General features: G+C 70.3%; 26 protein-coding genes. 14 read left to right on the top strand and 12 right to left on the bottom strand.

The features are described 5' to 3' along the window. The first annotated feature begins 13 nt into the window (after positions 1-13). The 4 genes from MKK52_RS13660 (at position 14) to trpB (ending at position 2,719) form a co-directional block, all read left to right on the top strand. Entirely contained in the window at positions 14-322 is a 309-nt protein-coding gene (locus MKK52_RS13660; RefSeq protein ID WP_243954600.1) for an integration host factor subunit beta, read from the top strand. A gap of 17 nt (positions 323-339) precedes the next feature. After that, positions 340-708, top strand: coding sequence for a lipopolysaccharide assembly protein LapA domain-containing protein (locus MKK52_RS13655; protein ID WP_243954598.1), 369 nt, complete (start codon positions 340-342; stop codon positions 706-708). 36 nt (positions 709-744) lie between these two features. Beyond that, positions 745-1,380 carry a phosphoribosylanthranilate isomerase gene (locus tag MKK52_RS13650; RefSeq protein ID WP_243954596.1) on the top strand — a complete coding sequence of 212 codons (636 nt, stop codon included), beginning with the start codon at positions 745-747 and terminating at the stop codon, positions 1,378-1,380. 97 nt (positions 1,381-1,477) lie between these two features. Next, positions 1,478-2,719, top strand: a complete 1,242-nt coding sequence (gene trpB / locus MKK52_RS13645; RefSeq protein ID WP_243954594.1) for a tryptophan synthase subunit beta — start codon at positions 1,478-1,480, stop codon at positions 2,717-2,719. 27 nt (positions 2,720-2,746) lie between these two features. On the opposite strand, the gene MKK52_RS13640 is transcribed toward trpB, so the two are convergent. The 4 genes from MKK52_RS13640 to MKK52_RS13625 form a co-directional block, all read right to left on the bottom strand. Beyond that, on the bottom strand, positions 2,747-3,298 hold the full coding sequence (locus tag MKK52_RS13640; protein WP_243954592.1) for a helix-hairpin-helix domain-containing protein: 552 nt from the start codon (positions 3,296-3,298) through the stop codon (positions 2,747-2,749). A gap of 104 nt (positions 3,299-3,402) precedes the next feature. Continuing rightward, entirely contained in the window at positions 3,403-4,125 is a 723-nt protein-coding gene (locus tag MKK52_RS13635) for an RlmE family RNA methyltransferase (protein ID WP_243954589.1), read from the bottom strand. A 21-nt stretch (positions 4,126-4,146) separates the two neighbouring features. Further along, a complete protein-coding gene (locus MKK52_RS13630; protein ID WP_243954587.1) occupies positions 4,147-5,226 on the bottom strand; it encodes a Ppx/GppA phosphatase family protein in 1,080 nt (359 codons plus the stop codon). Positions 5,227-5,334: 108 nt separating this feature from the next. Beyond that, positions 5,335-5,808: a response regulator gene (locus MKK52_RS13625; protein ID WP_243954585.1), complete on the bottom strand. Its 474-nt coding sequence runs from the start codon at positions 5,806-5,808 to the stop codon at positions 5,335-5,337. Between the two features lie 272 nt (positions 5,809-6,080). On the opposite strand from MKK52_RS13625, the gene MKK52_RS26955 reads away from it, so the two are divergent. From MKK52_RS26955 to MKK52_RS13580, 8 genes are all read left to right on the top strand, one after another. Beyond that, a complete protein-coding gene (locus tag MKK52_RS26955; protein WP_279597820.1) occupies positions 6,081-6,863 on the top strand; it encodes a cold-shock protein in 783 nt (260 codons plus the stop codon). 101 nt (positions 6,864-6,964) lie between these two features. Next, positions 6,965-7,213 (top strand): hypothetical protein, encoded by a 249-nt coding sequence (locus MKK52_RS13610; RefSeq protein ID WP_243954583.1) that lies wholly within the window; start codon positions 6,965-6,967, stop codon positions 7,211-7,213. A gap of 105 nt (positions 7,214-7,318) precedes the next feature. Continuing rightward, positions 7,319-7,669 carry an iron transporter gene (locus MKK52_RS26950; protein WP_279597819.1) on the top strand — a complete coding sequence of 117 codons (351 nt, stop codon included), beginning with the start codon at positions 7,319-7,321 and terminating at the stop codon, positions 7,667-7,669. Beyond that, the gene (locus tag MKK52_RS13600) at positions 7,666-9,180 is read left to right on the top strand and encodes a PepSY-associated TM helix domain-containing protein (RefSeq protein ID WP_243954581.1); all 1,515 of its coding nucleotides are present in this window, start codon (positions 7,666-7,668) and stop codon (positions 9,178-9,180) included. Before MKK52_RS26950 ends, MKK52_RS13600 begins: the two co-directional genes overlap by 4 nt. After that, a complete protein-coding gene (locus MKK52_RS13595) occupies positions 9,177-9,524 on the top strand; it encodes a DUF3325 domain-containing protein (RefSeq protein ID WP_243954579.1) in 348 nt (115 codons plus the stop codon). Before MKK52_RS13600 ends, MKK52_RS13595 begins: the two co-directional genes overlap by 4 nt. 197 nt (positions 9,525-9,721) lie before the next feature. Continuing rightward, the gene (adh, locus tag MKK52_RS13590; RefSeq protein ID WP_243954577.1) at positions 9,722-11,245 is read left to right on the top strand and encodes an aldehyde dehydrogenase; all 1,524 of its coding nucleotides are present in this window, start codon (positions 9,722-9,724) and stop codon (positions 11,243-11,245) included. Positions 11,246-11,375: 130 nt separating this feature from the next. Beyond that, positions 11,376-11,801 carry a DUF779 domain-containing protein gene (locus MKK52_RS13585; protein ID WP_243954575.1) on the top strand — a complete coding sequence of 142 codons (426 nt, stop codon included), beginning with the start codon at positions 11,376-11,378 and terminating at the stop codon, positions 11,799-11,801. A 53-nt stretch (positions 11,802-11,854) separates the two neighbouring features. Continuing rightward, on the top strand, positions 11,855-12,259 hold the full coding sequence (locus MKK52_RS13580; protein ID WP_243954647.1) for a cupin domain-containing protein: 405 nt from the start codon (positions 11,855-11,857) through the stop codon (positions 12,257-12,259). 1 nt (position 12,260) lies between these two features. Here the strand turns inward: MKK52_RS13580 and MKK52_RS13575 are convergent, their stop codons facing one another. The 6 genes from MKK52_RS13575 to gap form a co-directional block, all read right to left on the bottom strand. Next, entirely contained in the window at positions 12,261-13,277 is a 1,017-nt protein-coding gene (locus MKK52_RS13575) for a tetratricopeptide repeat protein (RefSeq protein WP_243954573.1), read from the bottom strand. Further along, positions 13,274-13,927, bottom strand: coding sequence for a thiamine phosphate synthase (locus MKK52_RS13570; RefSeq protein ID WP_243954570.1), 654 nt, complete (start codon positions 13,925-13,927; stop codon positions 13,274-13,276). Before MKK52_RS13570 ends, MKK52_RS13575 begins: the two co-directional genes overlap by 4 nt. Positions 13,928-13,960: 33 nt before the next feature. Further along, positions 13,961-15,031, bottom strand: coding sequence for a class II fructose-bisphosphate aldolase (gene fba / locus MKK52_RS13565; RefSeq protein ID WP_243954568.1), 1,071 nt, complete (start codon positions 15,029-15,031; stop codon positions 13,961-13,963). 63 nt (positions 15,032-15,094) lie between these two features. Continuing rightward, positions 15,095-16,297, bottom strand: coding sequence for a phosphoglycerate kinase (locus MKK52_RS13560; protein ID WP_243954566.1), 1,203 nt, complete (start codon positions 16,295-16,297; stop codon positions 15,095-15,097). 37 nt (positions 16,298-16,334) lie between these two features. After that, on the bottom strand, positions 16,335-16,799 hold the full coding sequence (locus MKK52_RS13555) for a hypothetical protein (RefSeq protein WP_243954564.1): 465 nt from the start codon (positions 16,797-16,799) through the stop codon (positions 16,335-16,337). A gap of 86 nt (positions 16,800-16,885) precedes the next feature. Then, positions 16,886-17,890 carry a type I glyceraldehyde-3-phosphate dehydrogenase gene (gene gap, locus MKK52_RS13550; RefSeq protein WP_243954563.1) on the bottom strand — a complete coding sequence of 335 codons (1,005 nt, stop codon included), beginning with the start codon at positions 17,888-17,890 and terminating at the stop codon, positions 16,886-16,888. A 357-nt stretch (positions 17,891-18,247) separates the two neighbouring features. On the opposite strand from gap, the gene MKK52_RS13545 reads away from it, so the two are divergent. Both MKK52_RS13545 and MKK52_RS13540 read left to right on the top strand, forming a co-directional pair. Then, positions 18,248-18,535, top strand: a complete 288-nt coding sequence (locus MKK52_RS13545; protein WP_243954645.1) for a DUF4164 family protein — start codon at positions 18,248-18,250, stop codon at positions 18,533-18,535. A gap of 4 nt (positions 18,536-18,539) precedes the next feature. Continuing rightward, a complete protein-coding gene (locus tag MKK52_RS13540; protein ID WP_243954561.1) occupies positions 18,540-18,938 on the top strand; it encodes a cell division protein ZapA in 399 nt (132 codons plus the stop codon). Positions 18,939-18,945: 7 nt separating this feature from the next. Here the strand turns inward: MKK52_RS13540 and MKK52_RS13535 are convergent, their stop codons facing one another. Continuing rightward, positions 18,946-19,626, bottom strand: coding sequence for a GntR family transcriptional regulator (locus MKK52_RS13535; protein ID WP_243954559.1), 681 nt, complete (start codon positions 19,624-19,626; stop codon positions 18,946-18,948). A 10-nt stretch (positions 19,627-19,636) separates the two neighbouring features. Further along, complete coding sequence (madM, locus tag MKK52_RS13530) at positions 19,637-20,401, bottom strand: malonate transporter subunit MadM (RefSeq protein ID WP_243954643.1); 765 nt, start codon at positions 20,399-20,401, stop codon at positions 19,637-19,639. Positions 20,402-20,418 lie beyond the last annotated feature (17 nt).

Below are 20,418 nucleotides of genomic sequence, written 5' to 3'. Positions count from 1 at the left end.
AAGACGAAACGCCATGATCAAGTCGGAGCTTGTTCTCAAGATCGCCGAACAGAACCCGCATCTCTATCAGCGGGACGTGGAGATCCTGGTCAACGCCATCCTCGACACGATCGCCGACGCCCTGGCGCGGGGAGACCGGGTGGAACTGCGCGGCTTCGGCGCGTTTTCCGTGAAGCGCCGGGAAGCGCGCAAGGGACGCAACCCCCGCACGGGTGCGGCCGTTGCCGTGTCCGAAAAGGCCATCCCCGTCTTCAAGACGGGGAAGGAGATGCGCCTGCGGCTCAATGAGGCCAAGATCGGCGAAGGCGTCGCGGCGGAATAGGCGGGAGTCACACAACGATGATCCGGTTCTTGAAGAGCCTCCTCCTCCTGCCGGTCGCGGCAATCGTGGTCCTGCTGGCCGTCGCCAACCGGGCACCGGTGCAATTGTCGTTCGATCCGGTCAACGTCGATGCGCCGGTCTTCAGCGTGAACCTGCCGCTCTATGCGATCCTGTTCGGCGCCGTGGCGCTGGGCATCGTCGTCGGCGGCGTCTTCACGTGGCTCGGCCAGGGCCGCGTCCGCGCCAATGCCCGTCACCACCGCCGGGAGGCCACCCGCTACGAGCGCGAGGTCAACCGCCTGCGCCCCTACGCCCCCGACGCGCCGGGCCAGACCTATCCCGGCACCTCCGTTCCCGTCCGCACGGCGCTGCCCGCCCCGCGCTGAGGCCCGTCCTTGCGGAGCGCCGCGCCCATCCTCCCCATGACCGAGATCAAGATCTGCGGCCTGAGCACCCCCGAAACCCTCGACGCCGCCCTCGGCGCGCGGGCCGATTGGGTCGGCTTCGTGCGCTTCGCCCGCAGCCCGCGCCATGTGGAGCTTGAGGCGGCGCGCGCACTCTCGCGCCAAGCGAGGGGCAGGGCGGGGCGCGTCGTGCTGCTGGTCGATCCCGACGACTCAGCCGTGGCCGCCGCCGTCGAGGCGATCGCACCGGACCTGATCCAGCTTCACGGGCGCGAAAGCCCGGAGCGGGTCGCGGAGATCCGCGCCGCCACGGGCCTGCCGGTGATGAAGGCGCTCGGCATCGCGGGGGCGGCCGATCTCGCCGCGATTCCCGCCTACGCGGCGGTCGCCGACCGCCTCCTCCTCGACGCCAAGGCGCCGCCCGGCGCGGCCCTGCCGGGGGGCAACGGCGTCAGCTTCGACTGGTCGCTGCTGGCGGGGGCGGACCTGCCCGCCGGGCTGATGCTCTCCGGAGGGCTCGGGCCGGAGAACGTCGCCGAGGCCCTGGCGCGGACGGGTCTTCGCGCCGTCGACGTCTCCTCCGGCGTCGAGAGCGCGCCGGGAATCAAGGATCCGGCCCGCATCGCCGCCTTCGTCACGGCTGCGCGAGGCTAGCACTGCGCGGATGCGTCTGGCGCCGCCGGCATTGCGGCGGGGCGCGCATGGGTCTAGCAACCGGCAAAACTCTTGTCGTTCCGCGAAGGACAGATCCGTGACCATCGCCCCCGCCCCGAACTCTTTCCGCACCGGACCCGACGAGCGCGGCCGCTTCGGCATCTTCGGCGGCCGCTTCGTGGCCGAGACGCTGATGCCGCTGATCCTCGACCTGGAGAAGGCCTACGAGGAGGCGAAGCGGGATCCCGCCTTCAAGGCGGACATGGAGAGCTACGGCACGCATTATATCGGCCGCCCGAGCCCGCTCTATTACGCCGAGCGGCTGACCGAGCATATGCGCGCCCAGGCGCCGGCCGGCATGGGGGCGAAGCTCTACTTCAAGCGCGAGGAGCTGAACCACACCGGCTCGCACAAGGTGAACAACGTGCTGGGGCAGATCCTGCTCGCCCGCCGCATGGGCAAGCCGCGGATCATCGCCGAGACCGGCGCGGGCCAGCACGGCGTGGCCACCGCCACCCTCTGCGCCCGGTTCGGCCTGAAATGCGTCGTGTACATGGGCGCCGTGGACGTCGCCCGTCAGGCCCCGAACGTCTTCCGCATGAAGATGCTTGGCGCCGAGGTGATCCCGGTCGAGTCCGGCACCAAGACCCTCAAGGACGCGATGAACGAGGCCCTGCGCGATTGGGTGACGAACGTCGCGGACACGTTCTACTGCATCGGCACGGTCGCCGGCCCGCACCCGTATCCGGCGATGGTCCGCGACTTCCAGTCGGTGATCGGCCACGAGACCCGCGAGCAGATGCTCGCCCAGGAAGGCCGCCTGCCCGATTCACTGATCGCCTGCATCGGCGGCGGCTCGAACGCGATGGGCCTGTTCCACCCGTTCCTCGATGACCGCGAGGTCGAGATCTTCGGCGTCGAGGCGGCCGGCCACGGCGTGAAGAGCGGCCTGCACGCCGCCTCCCTCACGGGCGGCAAGCCGGGCGTGCTGCACGGCAACCGCACCTACCTGCTGATGAACGAGGACGGGCAGATCGCCGACGCGCACTCGATCTCGGCCGGCCTCGACTATCCGGGCATCGGGCCCGAGCACTCGTGGCTGCACGAGATGGGCCGCGTCACCTACCTCTCGGCCACGGATACCGAGACGCTGGAGGCGTTCAAGCTCTGCTCGATGCTGGAAGGCATCATCCCGGCCCTGGAGCCCGCTCACGCCCTGGCGAAGGTCACGGAACTCGCCATCGCGCGCCCAACCGACCACCTGATGGTGCTGAGCATGTCGGGGCGCGGCGACAAGGACATTCCGCAGGTCGCGGAACTGTTCGGCACGAAGCTCTGAGACCGGCGTGAGGGGCTTCCCAGCCCCTCACCGCACCGTCACCTGCTCCCTGATCCGCTCGTAGACCGACCGGCTGAGCACCCTCTTGGTGAGCAGATCGCCCACCTGGGTGTAGGGCCGCTTGGCGACGATGGCCCGGCCGATGGCGCCGCCGCCGCGCAGGCGGTTCAGGTCGGCGACGCTCGCGGTATTGAGATCCACAAGTGCGACGGCCGGCGGGCCCTCCGTGGTCTCGGCCTCCGTCACCTCTTGCCGGCCCTCCGGCGCGGCGGAGGGCGGCGGCGCCGGGAAGGCGAGGGCTTCGCTCGGCATCTGCGGCGGGGGCGGGGGCGAAACCGGGGCCGGCTGAGGCTTGGGGGGAGCTGGCGGCGGCGTGGGCGCCGCGATCACCGTATCGGGCGGGGCCGCCGAGGGAATCTTGCGGACGGGAGGCTCGCTCGGTGCCGGCGCGGTTGTCGCGACCGCCGTCTTGGCGGGCGGCTGCGGCGAGGCCGGCATCCAGTATTGTACGAGCGCGGCGAGGGCTCCGGCGAGGAGCAGCAGCACCGAGATGCGAAGAATTGCGGGACCGCTGAGCACGCGCTGACTATCGATACACTTTCAATAAAATTAACCCATTCCGCCGTGCCGGCCTACCGGCGCCGCCACTCTGCGCCGATCTGTCCCCAGGGGAACAGGACCGCCTACTCCTCCGGTGCCACAGCCCGGCCGAGCGTCCCGCGATAGCCGGTGGCCAGCACGTAGAGTTCGCTCGAATCGGCGCGGCTCGCGGAGGGCTTCACGTGGCGGACCACGGCGAAGTCGCGCTTCAGGTTGGCGAGCAATTCGCCTTCGGTGCCGCCCTGCAGCACCTTGGCGAGGTAGGACCCGCCGGGGGCCAGGATCTCCCGGGCGAATTCGGCGGCGGTCTCGGCGAGGCCGATGATCCGCAGGTGGTCGGTCTTCTTGTGGCCGGTGGTGTTGGCGGCCATGTCCGACATCACGAAGTCGGCCGGGCCGCCGAGGAGGTCGGTGAGTTGCCGGGGCGCGTCGTCGTCTAGGAAGTCGAGGGTGATGAACTCCACCCCGGCCATGGGCTCGATGGGCAGGAGGTCGATGCCCACCACCTTGCCGGTGGGCCCCACGACGCGCGCGGCCACCTGCGACCAGCCGCCGGGCGCCGCGCCGAGATCCACGACCCGCTGACCGGGCTTCAGCAGCTTGAAGCGCTCGTCGATCTCGAGGAGCTTGAACGCCGCGCGGGAGCGGTAGCCCTCGCGCTTGGCGCGGGCCACGTAGGGATCGTTGAGCTGCCGTTCGAGCCAGCGCGTCTGCGAGACGGTGCGCTTGCGCGCGGTCTTCACCCGCTGCTTGAGATCCCCGCGCACGCCCCCGGTGGAGCCTACGCCGCCGCGCCTGTCAGTCATGAACCCAGTGTCCGTCGCCCGTTACCGCACAGGCTTGCGCGACCATACCCCATCTTCGCGCATCATGTTCACGAGAAGCCCCTCGCGCAGGCCACGGTCGGCGATGCGCAGGCGCTCGGAGGGGAAAGCCCGGCGCAGCGCTTCCAGGATCGCGCAGCCGGCGAGGACGAGGTCCGCCCGGTCGCGGCCGATGCAGGGATTGTCGACCCGCTGCTCCAGCCGCGTGTCGAGGAGGTCTTCGATGGCCGCCGAGACCTCGTCGTCGCGCATCCAGAGGCCGTCGACCCGGCGGCGCTCGTAGCGGGCGAGGCGCAGGTGCATCGCCGCGATGGTCGTGACCGTGCCCGACGTGCCGAGCAGGTGGAAGCTCTTGGCCGTGGCGGCCGGGGCCGCGCGCAGGGCGAAGGCGGCGAGCTTTTCGGCCACCTCCTCGACCATGCCCTCGAACGTCCGCCGCGTGACCTCGGCGCCGCCATGGCGCTCAGCGAGCGTCACGACGCCCACCGGCAGCGAATCCCAGGCGCGGATGCGCAGGGTTGGGTCGGTGGAGGGGTTCGTGGCCGCGCCGTCGAGCCACGCCACCTCGGTGGAGCCGCCGCCGATGTCGAAGATCACGACCGACTCGGCCCTCGGGTCGGCCAGGGCCGCGCAGCCGGTGACGGCGAGGTAGGCCTCGGTCTGCCGGTCCACGATCTCAAGATCGAGCCCCACCGACTGGCGCACCCGCTCCACGAAGTCGGCGCCGTTGACGGCGAGCCGGCAGGCCTCGGTGGCGATGATCTTGGCGCGGCGGACGCGGCGCGATTGCATCTTCGTGCGGCAGATCCGCAGGGCCTCGACGGTGCGCTCGATGGCGGCCTCGCTCAGCCGGTCGGAGGAGCCCAGCCCCTCGCCCAGCCGCACGATGCGCGAGAAGGCATCGATCACCCGGAAACCGCCATAGGTCGGCTCGGCGATCAGGAGCCGGCAATTGTTCGTGCCGAGATCGAGGGCCGCATAGCTCTGCCGGCGCTCGCGGCCCGCGTAGAGGGTCGGCGTCGGGAGCGGCGCGATGCCGGTGGCAGGCCGGGCCGGCGCGGCCGCGGCGGTCTCGTCCCTCATCGGCGCGGCCGTCGAATCCTCATCGGCCCGGCTGACAGCCCGACCTCACTTGCCCGCGAGCCTACAGGCTCGGGCGGGAACTGCAACGGGCGAACGTCCGCGCGGGGGTCAGGCAAACACCTTCGCGACGCCGGCCGCGCGGGGAATCGGCCGAAGCAGGCTCTTCACCTGCGAGTAGGGGCGGGGCCGGTTGATGATCTCGTCGAGCCGGGACCACAGGGTCTTGGGCGAGAACGGCTTGGCGATGATCTCGTTGACGCCGAGCCCGACCGCCCGGTCCACGACGTTCCGGCGCGGCTGCGCGAGCATCAGGATGATCGGCAGGGTGGGGCAGGGGGAGGTGGAGGGCGTGCGCGCCAGCCGGATGAACTCCTCGCCCGACAGGATCGAGAGATCCCAATCGATGATCGCGATATCGGGCTTGCTCTCGGCCAGGACGCCGAGCGCCTCGGCGCCGTCGGGCGCTTCCAGGACGCGCTTGATGCCCACGCGCATCAGCATGTCCCGGACGATCCGCCGGATATACAGACTCTCGTCGACGACGAGGGCGGAGAGGTCGGGGAAGGTCGGTGTGGCTATCATCGGGTGCGTCGTCCCGTCGCGAACGTAGCCGACCGGACTTTGCATTTCGCTAACGCCACTCACCCTCCGCGCGACGGTTGCGTCAGGAAAGTGATTGAACCGCCGCGTTTCGGCCTTAAAGGACCTTGCGGTCAAGGCCCGATTGCGTCAGGACTAAGCCATTATTCTTGGTTAGCGTGACCTGGGGTAATGCGCAGTGCGAGCCGCCGATCCTCCGCAATGGTCGGCGTGTATTTTGAATACGGGCGGCGGACGGTTTTTGCGAGCTTCTAATGGGACGTGGTCGTGATTTCAGGGGGCCGCAGAAGCGCGGCTTCGACGAGAGCGGTGAACCGAGATGGCCTGATCAGGCTCCCTCGGGCGGCTTTGGCGGGGGCTACGGCGGCGGCGGCGGCGGTGGCGGCTTTGGTGGTGGCGGCGGTTACGGCGGGGGCGGCTTCGACCGCGGTCCGGCCCGTGGCGCGGCGCCGGCTCCGACGGGCCCTGAGCGCGATGCCACTGTAAAGTGGTTCAACAAGGAGAAGGGCTTCGGCTTCGTCGAACTCGGCGACGGTTCGGGCGATGCCTTCCTCCACATCCGGGCCGTCGAGGCGGCCGGCCATGACGACCTCATGCCCGGCACCAAGCTGATGGTCACGACCGCCCAGGGCCAGAAGGGTCCGCAGGTCACGAGCGTGACCAGCGTCGACACCTCCACGGCCGAGGCTCCGGCGCCCCGCCGTGAGTTTCGTCCGCGCACTGAGGGCTTCGGCGGCGGCGGCGATCGCTTCGGCGGCGGCGGCAGCCGTGGCGGCGACCGATTCGGTGGCGGCGGCGGTGGCGGTCGTGCCCCGTCCGGCCCGTCGACCGAGATGGTCGGCACCGTGAAGTGGTACGACCCGGCCAAGGGCTTCGGCTTCGTCTCGGTGAACGACGGCGGCAAGGACGTGTTCGTCCACCGCTCCGCGCTCGCCCGCGCCGGCCTCGACTCCCTGGCCGAAGGTCAGCAGGTCACCCTCGGCGTCGTCGAGGGCATGAAGGGCCGCGAGGCCTCTTCGATCAGCGTCGACGGCTGAGTTCGGGTTTCGCGGCGCCTCTCTGTCGCCGCGATGCTACGACAGGTTCGAAACGGCGGTCCCCACGGGCCGCCGTTTCCGTTTCACGCGCTGGGTTCCGCATGATCCGCCGCCTGCCGCTCTTTCTCCTCCTCGCCGCCCTTCCGGCCCGGGCCGAGGATTTCACCGGCTTCTACGCGGGCGTGAACGCCGGCTACGCCACCGGCCGCGAGACGAACACGGGCACCGCTCCCGTCGCCACGTCCGGCGCCCCCTCCGGTGAAAATCCCGCCGCGACGGCCCTCCCGCCCAGCGCCTCGGCCGCCGCCGCCGGGGTTCAGCGCACGGGGCGCGGCGCCAGCAGCCGCTGAGCGCGAACCGATTCCTTCGAGACGGGCCAAGTGCTTGGCGCCTTGTTGGAATCGTTCCGAAAGATAGCGATTGCCGAGCGTCGCCGGCCGCTGCTACCCGACGCCATGGCCAGCGACTCGCCACCTCTCGACGCCTCCCGCGATTCGCCGTCCCGCAGCGGATCGGATTGGCGCGGGCGCCTCGCCGTCGCGGGCCGGGTCGCCCTGGCGGCGTTCGGCGGCTACGCGGTGGCCGCCCTCGCCACCGCCCTCGGCGCCGTGACGCTGCCCCTGTCGCGGGCGGAAGCGGTCTCGACAACGATGCTCGCGAGCTTCGCGGTGATGGCCGGGGCCGTCGTCTTCGTCTTCGCCGCCGCGACCCTCAGCCGGGCCGCCATCGGCATCCTGGGAACGGTGGCAATCCTCACGGCCTGCCTGTGGCTGGCGGGCGGTTTCTCGGCGGGGGTGCCGGCATGAGCGAGCCCAAGCGTTTCCGCCCCGCGATGGCGTGGCTGCACACCTGGGCCGGGCTCGTCGTCGGCTGGGTGCTGTTCGCGGTCTTCGTGACGGGCACGGCGAGCTACTACAAGGACGACATCTCCCGCTGGATGCGGCCCGAGTTGCGGGAGACCGTGATCGATCCGGCCCAATCCGCGACGGCGGCGGCGGGCTTCCTCGCCCGGCAGTCCCCCGATTCCGGTGGCTGGCTCGTGAAGCTGCCGAAGCCGGACCAGCCGCTGACCGAGGTCTATTGGTGGAAGAGCTTCGCCGGCCCATTCCACCACGCCCTCCTCGATCCCACGACCGGCGCGCCGACCAGCGCCCGCGACACGCAGGCGGGCGAATTCCTCTACCGCTTCCATTTCGAATTGGCGCTGCCGCCCCTCGTGGGGCGCTGGATCGTCGGCGCCTGCGCGATGGTGCTGCTGATCGCGCTCATCTCCGGCATCGTCACCCATCGGCGGATCTTCGTCGACTTCTTCACCTTCCGGCCCGACCGCTCGCGGCAGCGGGCGTGGCTCGACGCGCACAACCTGTTCGGCGTGCTGGCGCTGCCCTTCCACCTGATGATCACCTACACGGGCCTTATGACCCTGGGGCCGATGCTGATGCCTTGGGGTCTGCAGGCGGCCTATCACGACGAGGCACCCCAGTTTTACGTCGAGGCGGGGCTGATGCCCAAGGGGCGGATGCCGGCCGGCACCGCCGCCGAAGGGCTTCCCCTGGGGGAGATCGTCCGCATCGCCGAAAAGGACGGCGGGGAGCTGCCGGAAGCGCTGATGGTCTCCTCGCCGGGTGACGCCGCCGCGACGGTGAGCGCGGTATTCGAGGAGCCGCACGGCCTCCCCCATCTCCATCCGCAGATCGCCTACGACGCGGTGACGGGCGCCGAACTCGCGCGCAACCTGCCGGCCGGGCCGGCGACGCGCACCGCGACCGTGATGTACGGCCTGCACGAGGCGCATTTCGCCTCGCATGCCCTGCGGGTCCTGTTCTTCCTGTGCGGGCTCCTCGGTGCCGCGACCGTGGCGTCCGGCCTCGTGCTCTGGACCGTGGCGCGGGCGCCGAAGGGTGCGGCCCCGGAGGGCTTCGGCCTGCGGCTCGTGCGGATCCTGAATGTCGGGACCATCGCCGGCCTGCCCGCCGGGATCGCCGCGTTCTTCCTCGCCAACCGGCTGCTCCCCCCCGACCTCGCCGCACGGGCCTCGTGGGAGGTCGGGCTGTTCTTCGGTGCCTGGGGCGTCGTGGCGCTCGCAGGCGCCCTGGCGCCGCGCCGCCTCGCCTGGCCGCTGACCCTCGGCCTCGCCGCCGCGACCTTCGTCGCCATCGTCCCGGCCGACCTCGCCTTGATCGGCGAGCCGCGCTTCGTGCCCTTCGACATCGCGATGCTCCTCGTGGGAGCCCTGCTGATCGTCGCGGCGCGGACGGCCGCACGGCCCCCTTCGGCGCTTGCGAGACGGGCCGCGTCGCGAGTGGCCGAGGCGTGAGCGCGGCCGGCCTCCTCCTGTGCGCCGCCTTGGCCTTCGCCGGGATGGCGGCTCTGGCCCTCAGCCTCGACAGGCATCACCGCGTCGCGCTGCGGGGGCCGGTGCCGCGCGGGCGCGTGCGGCCCCTGCGCGCGGTGGGCTGGGCGGGAATCGTCCTGTCCTTCGCGGCCGCCATCGCCCTCGACGGCTGGAATTTCGGGCCGGTCCAGGCCACGGGCGCCATCACGGCGGCGGCTTTGGGAGTGGCCCTGTGTCTCACCTATCGGCCGGGCTGGCTGCGGCCGGCGGCGCTGGCCGCCCTGCCCCTCGCGGCGGCCTGCCTGCCCTTCGCCCTGGCGGCGTGAGGGGCGGGGTCGCCAGGGGTTCGCGGCAGGCGTAAGCTCCTGTGTCGGGAGCATCGGCCAAAAGTCCATCTTGCTTCGAGCGGCCATCTGACATTGGCTAGAGCCCGGAGCCGAGGGACGCGGCACGGATCCCCTCAAGGGGGCCGAATCAACGAGCTGCGGTCCGTGAGGCCGGGCCCAACCCAGGGAGTACGCCCATGAACAAGCCCGAATTCTTCGGCGACAGCCGCACGAAGTCGCCGTTCTCGTCGCGTTACGAGAACTTCATCGGCGGCCAGTGGGTCGCCCCGAATGCCGGCCGCTATTTCGAGAACACCTCGCCGATCACCGGCAAGGTCGTGTGCGAGGTGGCCCGCTCCGATTCGACGGACATCGACCGGGCGCTCGACGCCGCCCACGCGGCCAAGGAGGCCTGGGGCCGCACCGCGCCGGGCGAGCGCGCCCGCATCCTGAACAAGATGGCCGACCGGATGGAGGAGAACCTCGACCTCCTCGCCCTGGCCGAGACCTGGGACAACGGCAAGCCGATCCGCGAGACGACCCACGCCGACATCCCGCTGGCCATCGACCATTTCCGCTACTTCGCCGGCTGCGTGCGGGCGCAGGAAGGCTCGATCTCCGAGATCGACCACGACACCGTCGCCTACCACTTCCACGAGCCGCTGGGCGTCGTCGGCCAGATCATCCCGTGGAACTTCCCCATCCTGATGGCGGTGTGGAAGCTCGCCCCGGCGCTCGCCGCCGGCAATTGCGTGGTGCTGAAGCCCGCCGAGCAGACCCCGGCCTCCGTGCTGGTGCTGATGGAAGTCATCGGCGACCTGCTGCCGCCGGGCGTGCTGAACATCGTCAACGGCTTCGGCCTGGAAGCCGGCAAGCCGCTGGCCTCCTCGCCGCGTATCGCGAAGATCGCGTTCACGGGTGAGACGACCACCGGCCGCCTCATCATGCAGTACGCCTCGCAGAACCTGATCCCGGTGACGCTGGAACTGGGCGGCAAGTCGCCGAACATCTTCTTTGCCGACGTGGCGAACGAGGACGACGACTTCTTCGACAAGGCGCTGGAAGGCTTCACGATGTTCGCCCTGAACCAGGGCGAAGTCTGCACCTGCCCGAGCCGCGCCCTCGTTCACGAATCGATCTACGACCGGTTCATGGAGCGGGCGATCAAGCGCGTCGAGGCGATCACGCAGGGCTCGCCCCTCGATCCGGCCACGATGATCGGCGCCCAGGCGTCGAGCGAGCAGCTGGAGAAGATCCTCAGCTACGTCGACATCGGCAAGCAGGAGGGCGCGGAGTGCCTCACCGGCGGTGAGCGCGGCGTGCGCGAGGGTGAGCTGGCCGAGGGCTTCTACATGAAGCCGACCGTGTTCCGCGGCCACAACAAGATGCGGATCTTCCAGGAAGAGATCTTCGGCCCGGTCCTGTCGGTCACGACCTTCAAGGACGACGCCGACGCCCTCTCCATCGCCAACGATACGCTCTACGGCCTCGGCGCCGGCGTCTGGACCCGCGACGGGACCCGCGCCTACCGCTTCGGCCGGGCGATCCAGGCGGGCCGCGTCTGGACGAACTGCTACCACGCCTACCCGGCCCACGCGGCATTCGGCGGCTACAAGCAGTCCGGCATCGGCCGCGAGACGCACAAGATGATGCTCGACCACTACCAGCAGACCAAGAACATGCTGGTTAGCTACTCGGCCAAGAAGCTCGGATTCTTCTGAGCCTCGCCGAGTCTCCCCCCGAGACTGCCTTAGGCCCCGGTCATTCGGCCGGGGCCTCTTTGCGTCCGGGGCTCGCCGCCCCCACCTGACGGCCATAGATCCCACCGGAACCAACAAACGGGAGGAGCGCATGAGCGCCACGGAGACGGTCGAGGCCACCACCGCCGAACAGACCGGCGCGGACGGGACGCCGCTGCGGGTCACCGCGACGCCCGTGGCCCTGGCGCTGATCGAGGAATTGAAGGGCGAGTACGGGCCGGTGATGTTCCACCAGTCGGGCGGCTGCTGCGACGGCTCCTCGCCGATGTGCTATCCGGTCGGCGACTTCATCGTCGGCGACGGCGACGTCCATCTCGGCCAGGTCGGCGGGGCGGATTTCTTCATCTCCCGCTCGCAGTTCGAGGTCTGGAAGCACACCCACATCATGCTCGACGTGGTGCCCGGCCGGGGCGGCATGTTCTCTCTGGAGAACGGCCGCGAGAAGCGCTTCCACATCCGCTCGCGTCTCTTCACCCAAGCCGAGAACGACGCGCTTGGCGGCGCGTGCCGGTTGTGATGTCCTGCCGCTGATTGCAGCGGGAGGAACAGGTGAGCGAACGAGCCGGCCTCATGGTGGTGCGGGAGGGTGCGCCCTTCCGGGGCAAGCAGGGCCACCTCTACCGCCACGCCATCTCGGCGGAGGCGGTGGGCGCCAGGGCGCTGCACATGCAGTTGCTGGAGATCGCCCCCGGCGAGCGCGCCCACGCCCACAAGCACGAGGCGCACGAGACGGCAATCCACGTCCTGAAGGGCGTGTCGGGCTGCTTCTGGGGCGAGCGGCTGGAACACCACGCCATCGCGGGGGCGGGGGAGTTCGTCTACATCGCCGCGAACGTCCCGCACCTGCCCTACAACCGCAGCGCGACCGAACCGGTGGTGGCGGTGATCGCCCGCACCGATCCGAACGAGCAGGAGAGCGTCGTCCTCCTGCCGGAGTTGGAAGCCGGGGTGGATTGGTCGAAGGCCGAAGCCTGACCTACTGTGCCTCGATCCGGTCGTTGCCGAGCCGTTCCGCCCGCGCCTTCTCCTCCGTGGAGAGGCCGGCGACGGCTTGGTCCAGCCACGCATCGGACAGGCCCTGCCCGGCAGCGGCGAGGTTCCAGGCGGCCGCCTCCACGAGGTTCTTCGGCAGGCCGCGCCCCGAGGCGTAGAGGCGGGCGACGCGATTCTGCGCGATGGCGTTGCCGCGCTTGGCCGCATGCAGGAAGTAGCGGGCCGCCGCCCGCTCGTCCTTCGGCACGCCCGTCCCGTTGAACAGCAGGATCGCGAACTCGACCTCGCCCGCGAGGTCGCCGTTGTCGGCCGAGCGGCGGAACCACGAGGCCGCCTCGGTCGGGTCCTTCGGCACCCCGCGCCCCTGCAGGTAGAGCACGCCGAGATCGTGCTGCGCCGGCCCGAGCTCCGCGTCGGCGGCCTTGCGGAACTGCTTGGCGGCCTCGGCCTCGTCGGCGGGCAGGCCGGTGCCGATCAGGATCAACCCGAGATTGTATGAAGCGGCCGGCGAGCCGATGGCGGCGGCCTGTTCGAGCCAGCGCCGCCCGGCCTTGGGGTCGCGCGCCACGCCGCGTCCGTCGAGGGCCATCAGGCCGAGCGAGGACATCGCCGCCGGGTCCTTCTGCGCGGCGGCGAGCTTGTACCAGTCGGCCGCCTTCACCGGGTTCTGCGGAACGCCGAGCCCCTGGTTGTACAATTCCCCGAGCAGCGTCATCGCCGCCGAATCCTTGGGGTTGGCCTCGATGCGCTTGGTCGCCTCGCGGAAAGCGGTCACGTACTGGCCGCGCTGGTAGGCGCCGTAGGCGAAATCCGGCGGCTGGCCGCTCACCGGGGGTACGGCGCCGCCGCTGTAGTTCGGCGTGTAGGGCGTCGGCAATTCCCGCGACGGCTTCTTGTCGGCGGGGGGCACCTCGGTGGCCTTCGGATCGACGACCGAGGCGGCGTGGGCCGGCCCCTGGGCGATCAGGAGGGCGGCGAGGGCGAGGGCGCGCATCCTCATCCGGCCTGCGCTCCGATGAGGGCCTGAGCCCGTGCGACGACGGACGGATCGGACAGCCAGAGCGCGCTCTCGAGCCCGACGAACTCGGCGCCGGTCTCCACGAGCGCGGGCAGCTCCGGCTCCGTCGCGGCGACGGCCACGCAGGGCGTCTCGAAGATCTCGGCCCACCAGCCGGCCCGCGCCAGCACGGTTTCGGAATCCGGCGCGGCGCCGTCCGGGTAGAGGCCGCCGAACATGAGGTAATCGACGCCCGCCTCGCCGGCTTCCATGGCGATGTGCTTCGATTCGAGCCCGCCGGTCCCGAGGATGCGCCCATCCTTCAGGCGGGACCGCAGGTCGCCGAGGTCGCTCGCGGGGTCGCGGGGCTTGTCGAGGTGGACACCGTCGGCGCCGCCCCGTGCGGCGACCTGCACAAGGTCGCCCGCGAAGCCGGGGCAGGCGATGACCAGGGCGGCCTCCCGCGCCTGGGTGATGGCGGCGGTGCGCTTCACGAGGGCGGTCAGCGCCCGCTCGTCGGCGGGGGCGAGCCGCAGGATCACCGCCGCGACGTCGCCTGCGGCGCAGGCGGCCTCAAGGGCGGGCAGGAGAGCCTCGGCCCCCGCGGCGTCGAGGCCGTGGGGACCGAGGAGAGCGAGACGTTGATCGACCATGGGCCCTGGATGCGAGGCTGAAACCGCCTTCGCTTACTGCGCCCCGATCTTCGGGTCGAGGGAGCCGTTGGCATAACGCTTGGCCATTTCGGCCACGGAGATCGGACGGATCTTCGAGCCCTGGCCCGCCGTGTTGAACTCCTCGAAGCGCTGCCGGCAGAGCTTCGTCATCGCGTCCATGGCGGGCTTGAGGTACTTGCGCGGGTCGAACTCCGAGGGGTTCTCGGTGAGCACCTTGCGGATCTGGCCGGTCATGGCCATCCGGTTGTCGGTGTCGATGTTGATCTTGCGCACGCCGTGCTTGATGCCGCGCTGGATCTCCTCGACCGGCACGCCCCAGGTCGGCTTCATCTGGCCGCCGTACTGGTTGATAATGTCCTGCAGGTCCTGCGGCACCGAGGACGAGCCGTGCATGACGAGGTGGGTCGTCGGCAGGCGGCGGTGGATCTCCTCGATCACGTTCATGGCCAACACGTCGCCGTCGGGCTGGCGGGTGAACTTGTAGGCGCCGTGGCTGGTGCCCATCGCGACGGCCAGCGCATCGACCTTGGTCGCCTGCACGAACTTCACCGCCTCTTCCGGGTCGGTGAGGAGCTGGTCGTGGGAGAGAGTGCCCTCGGCGCCGTGGCCGTCCTCGGCCTCGCCCTGGCCGCTCTCCAGCGAGCCGAGCACGCCGAGTTCGCCTTCCACCGAGACGCCGGCCCAATGGGCCATCTGGGTGACGTTGCGGGTGATCTCGACGTTGTAGGTGTAGTCGGCCGGGGTCTTGCCGTCAGCCTTGAGCGAGCCGTCCATCATCACGGAGGTGAAGCCGTACTGGATGGCGGTGGCGCAGGTCGCCTCGTTGTTCCCGTGGTCGAGGTGCATGCAGACCGGGATGTGCGGGTAGATCTCGACGAGACCATCGATCAGCTTGGCCAGCACGATGTCGTTCGCATAGGCGCGGGCGCCCCGGCTCGCCTGCAGGATGACCGGCGAATCGGTGGCGTCGGCGGCCGCCATGATGGCGAGCCCCTGCTCCATGTTATTCAGATTGAAGGCCGGCACGCCGTATTCATGCTCGGCGGCGTGGTCGAGGAGCTGCCTCAGGGTGATCCGTGCCATGGTGTCCGCCTTCCCGTTCGATGTGTCGCGATGCAAACGCCCGTGAGGGCGTGAAATTCCAGTTCAGCCCTTGGCGCGCAGCGCCTCGACGCCCGGAAGGGCCTTGCCCTCCAGCCATTCGAGGAAGGCGCCGCCTGCCGTCGAGACGTAGGTGAAGGTCTGGCCGACGCCAGCGTGGTTGAGTGCGGCCACGGTGTCGCCGCCGCCCGCCACCGAGACCAACTGGCCCGCCTCGGTGCGCTCGGCCGCATGCCGGGCCGCCGCGACGGTCGCTGCGTCGAAGGGGGTGAGCTCGAAGGCGCCGAGCGGGCCGTTCCAGACGAGGGTCTTCGCGACGTCGATGGCGGCGTTGATCTCCGCGACCGATTGCGGGCCGGCATCGAGGATCATGCCGGTCTCCGGCACGGCATCGACCGGGACGGTCTCGTGGGCCGCGTTCGCCTTGAACTCGGAGGCCGAGACGGCATCGACCGGCAGGATGATCCGGCAGCCGGCCTTCTCGGCGGCGGCGAGGATGCGGGTCGCGGTCTCGGCGAGGTCCTTCTCGCAGAGGGACTTGCCCACGCCCTTGCCCTGCGCGTGCAGGAAGGTGTTGGCCATGCCGCCGCCGATCACCAGCATGTCGACCTTGGCGACGAGGTTTTCGAGGAGGTCGATCTTGGACGACACCTTGGCGCCGCCGACGAGGGCGATGACCGGGCGCTGGGGGGATTCCAGGCCCTTGGTGAGGGCGTCGAGTTCGGCCTGCATCTCGCGGCCGGCATAGGCCGGCAGGCGGTGAGCGAGGCCCTCCGTCGAGGCATGGGCGCGGTGGGCGGCCGAGAACGCCTCGTTGACGTAGATGTCGCCGTTGGCGGCCAGCGCGTCGGCGAAGCCCGCCTCGTTCTTCTCCTCGCCCGCATGGTAGCGGGTGTTCTCCAGCAGGAGCACGTCGCCGTCCTTCATCGCGGCGACGGCCTGGGCCGCCGGATCGCCGATGCAGTCCGAGGCGAAGGCGACCGGCTGGCCCAGCGCCTTCGACAGGGCCGGCACCACCGGCTCAAGGGAATCCTTGGCCTCGCGCTTGCCCTTCGGGCGGCCGAAATGCGCGAGCAGCACCACCTTCGCGCCCTTGCCGGCGATCTCGCGGATGGTCGGGACGACCCGCTCGATCCGCGTCGCGTCGGTGACGCGGCCGTTGTCCATGGGCACGTTCAGGTCGACGCGCAGGAGCACGCGCTTCCCCTGAAGCGAACCGGCATCGTCGAGGGTGCGGAAGGCGCTCATAGGGTCCTTTGAGGGGTCGGAAGACAGAAAGGCGGGATCAGCCGGCGCGCGGCGGCAGCAGCTGGTCGAGGTTGAAGCGCTGGAGCGCCACCATCAGCGCGACCGTCAGCACGGCGGTGATGACGGCGGTGAGGACGAGGGCGCCGGTTCCCGGCAGGCGGCGGGTGCGCTCGGCGAGGCCACGCACCTCGTTGCGCAAGGCGGCGAGGTCGGATTGGCGGGCAGCCTCGTTCATCCGGCCGGTGGCGCCTTCGACCTTGTCCTCGACGCGGGACAGCAGCGCCTCCGAGCGGGCGTACTTGTCCTCGATGCGCGAGGTCTTGTCCTCGATCCGGGCGAGCTGGTCGAAGAGCTGGTTGGCGGAGATGGCGGTCATCGGGGCCGCGGCGGAGCCGGCGGCAGGCGGTGGAGCGACGGGTGCGGGAGGAGGCGGAGGTGCCGAAGCGGGAGCCTGGGGAATGAAGCCCTGTCCGCTCGAAGAGCCCTGCGACGCGTCTACCATCCCGAGAACCACCCTTCCGAAGGAACGCCGTACACAAAGAGATCGCCCCGCCGCCCATCGGGGGCGGCGGGGCCGGTCGCGGTCGATCAGATCAGCTTGGCCATGGCGACGGCGGTGTCGGCCATGCGGTTCGAGAAGCCCCACTCATTGTCGTACCAAGTGAGGATGCGGACGAGCACGCCGTCCATCACCTTGGTCTGGTCGAGGTGGAACGTGGACGAATGGGGATCGTGGTTGAAGTCGATCGAGACGTTCGGCTGATCGGTGACGCCGAGGACGCCCTTGAGCGGGCCGGCAGCGGCGGCCTTGATCGCGTTGTTGACCTCCTGCACCGAGGTCTGGCGCTTGGCCGTGAACACGAGGTCGACCGCCGAGACGTTCGGGGTTGGCACGCGGATCGAGGTGCCGTCGAGGAGGCCCTTCAGCTCCGGCAGCACGAGGCCCACGGCCTTGGCGGCGCCGGTGGTGGTCGGGATCATCGACAGGGACGCGGCGCGGGCCCGGTAGAGGTCCTTGTGCATCTGGTCCAGCGACGGCTGGTCGTTGGTGTAGGAGTGGATCGTGGTCATGAAGCCACGCTCGATGCCGATGGCCTCGTGCAGCACCTTCGCGACCGGCGCGAGGCAGTTGGTGGTGCAGGAGGCGTTCGAGACCACGAGGTGGTCGGCCTGGAGCTTGTCGTGGTTCACGCCGTAGACGACCGTCAGGTCGGCGCCGTCGGCCGGGGCCGAGACGAGGACGCGCTTGGCGCCGGCGTCGAGGTGGGCCTTGGCCTTGTCCTTCGAGGTGAAGATGCCGGTGCACTCGAGCGCGATATCCACGCCGAGGTCGCGGTGCGGCAGCTCGGCCGGGTTGCGGACGGCCGTCACCTTGATGCGGTGGCCATCGACCACGAGGAATTCGCCATCGACCGCGACCTGGCCGGGGAAACGGCCATGCACGGAATCGAAACGGAGCAGGTGCGCGTTGGTCTCGACCGGGCCGAGATCGTTGATCGCCACGACCTCGATGTCCTTGCGGCCGGACTCGGCAATGGCGCGCAGCACGTTGCGGCCGATGCGCCCGAACCCGTTGATGGCAACCTTCGTCACGGCAATGATCCTTCCTGATTCCGGGCAGCCCTGCTCGCGCGGGCTTGAACCGGGGATGAACCGGTGCTCCGCCATTCCGGCACCGCCGCAACGCTCTCGGGTGCGGCGAAGGAAATGCGGTCGCGGGCCCGCCCGGCGGCGGCTCGGTGGTCCACTTCGGGAACGCGCGGCTGTCTAGCATGGCGCCCCGACCTGTCAAACGACGGGAAGTGACAAACCACTGGTTGTCACGAACTTCGGTGAATTGCGCCGGGCGAAGACTGCAGAGATTCCTCGGAGAGGCTTTTTCCCTGGAAATCGTCAACCATCCGGTCGACACTTGGGCCTGCCCGCACCATGCCCTCACTCAAGATGACGATGCCGTCCGACGTGCCCGATTCAGATCCCGTGTCCGAAGCCTTGCAACGGCTCGACGCCGTCCTCGCGCGTCTGGAGGCGACCGTGACCCGCCGGCTCGAAGCCGAGGCCGCCCCCGACGACCGCGACACCGAACTGTCGCTGCTCGGCGAGGACCGGAGCCGGCTCGCCGCCGCCCTCGACGCGGCGAGCGCGCGGCTCGCGCAGGTGGAGGCGACGTCGGGCGAGGTCGGAAACCGGCTCGACAGGGCCATCGCCGCCGTGGCCGGCGTGCTGGAAAGGCACTGACCGGATGCCGATCATCACCGTCACCATCGACAGCAAGACCTACCGCATGTCCTGCGGCAAGGACGAGGAGGCGCACCTCACCGCCCTGACGCAGGATTTCAGCGAGCGCGTCGCGCGGATGCGGGAGAGCTTCGGCGAGATCGGCGACATGCGGCTGCACGTGATGGCTGCGCTGACGATCTCGGACGAGCTGTCGGACCTGCGCAAGCGCTTCGCGGCCCTGGAGACCGAGGTGGCGCAGTCGCGCTCCGTGGTCGAGGCGGCGGAACGGGACCGGGACGAGGCGGCCACGCGGGCGGCCGAGGGCATCGCCGCCGCCACCGGCCGGCTCGCCCGCCTCGCGGACGCCCTCAACGCCCCCCTCGGCAGCGCGCCGTTCGGGCGGGGCGGGGAGGGGGACTAGCCTCCGCTCACTCGCCCCCCGGCGCGGCGATGTAGCGGCCCAGCGCGGCGGCGGCGCGCAGCATGTGCGCGCGCATTTGGCGGGCGGCCCTCTCGCCGTCCCCCTCCGACATGGCGGCCAGGATGTCGCCGTGCTCCTCATGCGAGCGGTGGATGCGGTCGCCCTGGCGCAATTGCGTGCGCCGGAAGGCGGCGAGGCGTTCGCGCAGGGCCAAGGCCTGCTCCGCGAGGAAGCCGTTATGGGTGCCGGCATACAGCGCCTCGTGAAAGGCGCGGTTCAGCCGGTCGTAGGTGTCGACATCCCCCGCCGCGACGGAATCCGCCGAGCGGTCGTGCAGGTCGATGAGCGCCCCGCGTTCGAGGGGCGTCATGCGGTAGGTGGCGAGCCGGGCGCACAGGGCCTCGACCTCGGCCGAGGTCTCGAACATGTCGCCGATCCGCTGCGGAGTGAATTGCGCCACCACCACCCCCCGGCGGGGGCGGATCTCCACGAGGCCCGAGGCGGCGAGCTGGCGCAGGGCCTCCCGCACGGGGGTGCGCGAGGCGCCGTAGCGATCGGCGAGAAGCTGCTCGTCGAGGGTGGTGCCGGCGGCGAAATCCCCCGCCGCGATGGCGTCCGTCAGCGCGTTGCGGATGCGCTCCGACAGGAGCCCCCGCTCCGCACTTTCCACCGCTTCGCCGCCGTCCATGCCCAGCCCCTCAGCCGACGAGGGCGCGCACCGTGAGGAAGAAGATCGACGGCCCCACGAGGCACCCGATGCCCGTGTGGAACGTCGCCGTCAGCGCGCCATAGGGAACGAGCTTCGGATCGGTGGCCGCCAAACCCCCGGCGACGCCGCTCACCGTCCCCATCAGGCCGCCATAGGCCATCGCGGAGCGGGGATTGTCGAGCCCGATCAGCTTGGCGACCAGCGGCGTGCCGACCATCACCATCACCGCCTTGGTCACGCCCGTGGCGATGGAGAGCGCCATCACCGTCGAATCGGCGCCGATGGCCGCCCCCGTCACCGGGCCGACGATGTAGGTGATCGCCCCCGCGCCGATGGTCGTGATCGACACCGCGTCGTGGTAGCCGAAGGCCACCGCCGTCAGCGTGCCGACGATGAAGGGCAGGATCGTGCCGAGCGCCAGCGCCAGCACGCCCAGCAGCCCGGCGCGGCGGGCCTCGATCACGTCCACCTCGAAGGCGGTGGCAACGATGGCGAAGTCGCGCAGCATCGCCCCGCCCATCAGGCCGATGCCGGCCAGCGCCGGGATGTCGGCGACGCCCTTCTTTCCGCCCGTGTAGAGCCCGCCGAAATACGCGAGCACCAGCCCGAGCACGATGGCGATGGCCGAGCCGTGAACCCGGCCGTTGGTCAGGCGTTTGGCCGCGTAGTTGGAGACCAGGATCAGCCCGCCGACCACGGCGAAGGCCGCGACGAGGCTCTGCTCGATGAAGACGTGCTCGATGCCGTGCCAGATGCCGATGCTGTTCATGA

Origin of the sequence: Methylobacterium sp. J-067 (assembly GCF_022829465.1) — a bacterium.
In the GTDB taxonomy this organism is placed as follows: Bacteria; Pseudomonadota; Alphaproteobacteria; order Rhizobiales; family Beijerinckiaceae; genus Methylobacterium; species Methylobacterium litchii.
Note: the sequence above shows the minus strand (reverse complement) of the source record. Positions and strands in the feature narration are given on the sequence as shown.

Coding starts and splice junctions, on each gene's coding strand:
- MKK52_RS13535 (WP_243954559.1), bottom strand. CDS start 19,626: ATGGACGGCGGCGAAGCGGTGGAAAGTGCGGAGCGGGGGCTCCTGTCG.
- MKK52_RS13600 (WP_243954581.1), top strand. CDS start 7,666: ATGAGCGAGCCCAAGCGTTTCCGCCCCGCGATGGCGTGGCTGCACACC.
- MKK52_RS13625 (WP_243954585.1), bottom strand. CDS start 5,808: ATGATAGCCACACCGACCTTCCCCGACCTCTCCGCCCTCGTCGTCGAC.
- MKK52_RS13630 (WP_243954587.1), bottom strand. CDS start 5,226: ATGAGGGACGAGACCGCCGCGGCCGCGCCGGCCCGGCCTGCCACCGGC.
- MKK52_RS13555 (WP_243954564.1), bottom strand. CDS start 16,799: ATGGTAGACGCGTCGCAGGGCTCTTCGAGCGGACAGGGCTTCATTCCC.
- MKK52_RS13545 (WP_243954645.1), top strand. CDS start 18,248: ATGCCGTCCGACGTGCCCGATTCAGATCCCGTGTCCGAAGCCTTGCAA.
- MKK52_RS13570 (WP_243954570.1), bottom strand. CDS start 13,927: ATGGTCGATCAACGTCTCGCTCTCCTCGGTCCCCACGGCCTCGACGCC.
- MKK52_RS13580 (WP_243954647.1), top strand. CDS start 11,855: ATGGTGGTGCGGGAGGGTGCGCCCTTCCGGGGCAAGCAGGGCCACCTC.
- MKK52_RS13610 (WP_243954583.1), top strand. CDS start 6,965: ATGATCCGCCGCCTGCCGCTCTTTCTCCTCCTCGCCGCCCTTCCGGCC.
- MKK52_RS13575 (WP_243954573.1), bottom strand. CDS start 13,277: ATGAGGATGCGCGCCCTCGCCCTCGCCGCCCTCCTGATCGCCCAGGGG.
- MKK52_RS13660 (WP_243954600.1), top strand. CDS start 14: ATGATCAAGTCGGAGCTTGTTCTCAAGATCGCCGAACAGAACCCGCAT.
- MKK52_RS26955 (WP_279597820.1), top strand. CDS start 6,081: ATGGGACGTGGTCGTGATTTCAGGGGGCCGCAGAAGCGCGGCTTCGAC.
- MKK52_RS13650 (WP_243954596.1), top strand. CDS start 745: ATGACCGAGATCAAGATCTGCGGCCTGAGCACCCCCGAAACCCTCGAC.
- MKK52_RS13585 (WP_243954575.1), top strand. CDS start 11,376: ATGAGCGCCACGGAGACGGTCGAGGCCACCACCGCCGAACAGACCGGC.
- MKK52_RS26950 (WP_279597819.1), top strand. CDS start 7,319: ATGGCCAGCGACTCGCCACCTCTCGACGCCTCCCGCGATTCGCCGTCC.
- MKK52_RS13540 (WP_243954561.1), top strand. CDS start 18,540: ATGCCGATCATCACCGTCACCATCGACAGCAAGACCTACCGCATGTCC.
- MKK52_RS13655 (WP_243954598.1), top strand. CDS start 340: ATGATCCGGTTCTTGAAGAGCCTCCTCCTCCTGCCGGTCGCGGCAATC.
- fba (WP_243954568.1), bottom strand. CDS start 15,031: ATGGCACGGATCACCCTGAGGCAGCTCCTCGACCACGCCGCCGAGCAT.
- adh (WP_243954577.1), top strand. CDS start 9,722: ATGAACAAGCCCGAATTCTTCGGCGACAGCCGCACGAAGTCGCCGTTC.
- MKK52_RS13560 (WP_243954566.1), bottom strand. CDS start 16,297: ATGAGCGCCTTCCGCACCCTCGACGATGCCGGTTCGCTTCAGGGGAAG.
- MKK52_RS13635 (WP_243954589.1), bottom strand. CDS start 4,125: ATGACTGACAGGCGCGGCGGCGTAGGCTCCACCGGGGGCGTGCGCGGG.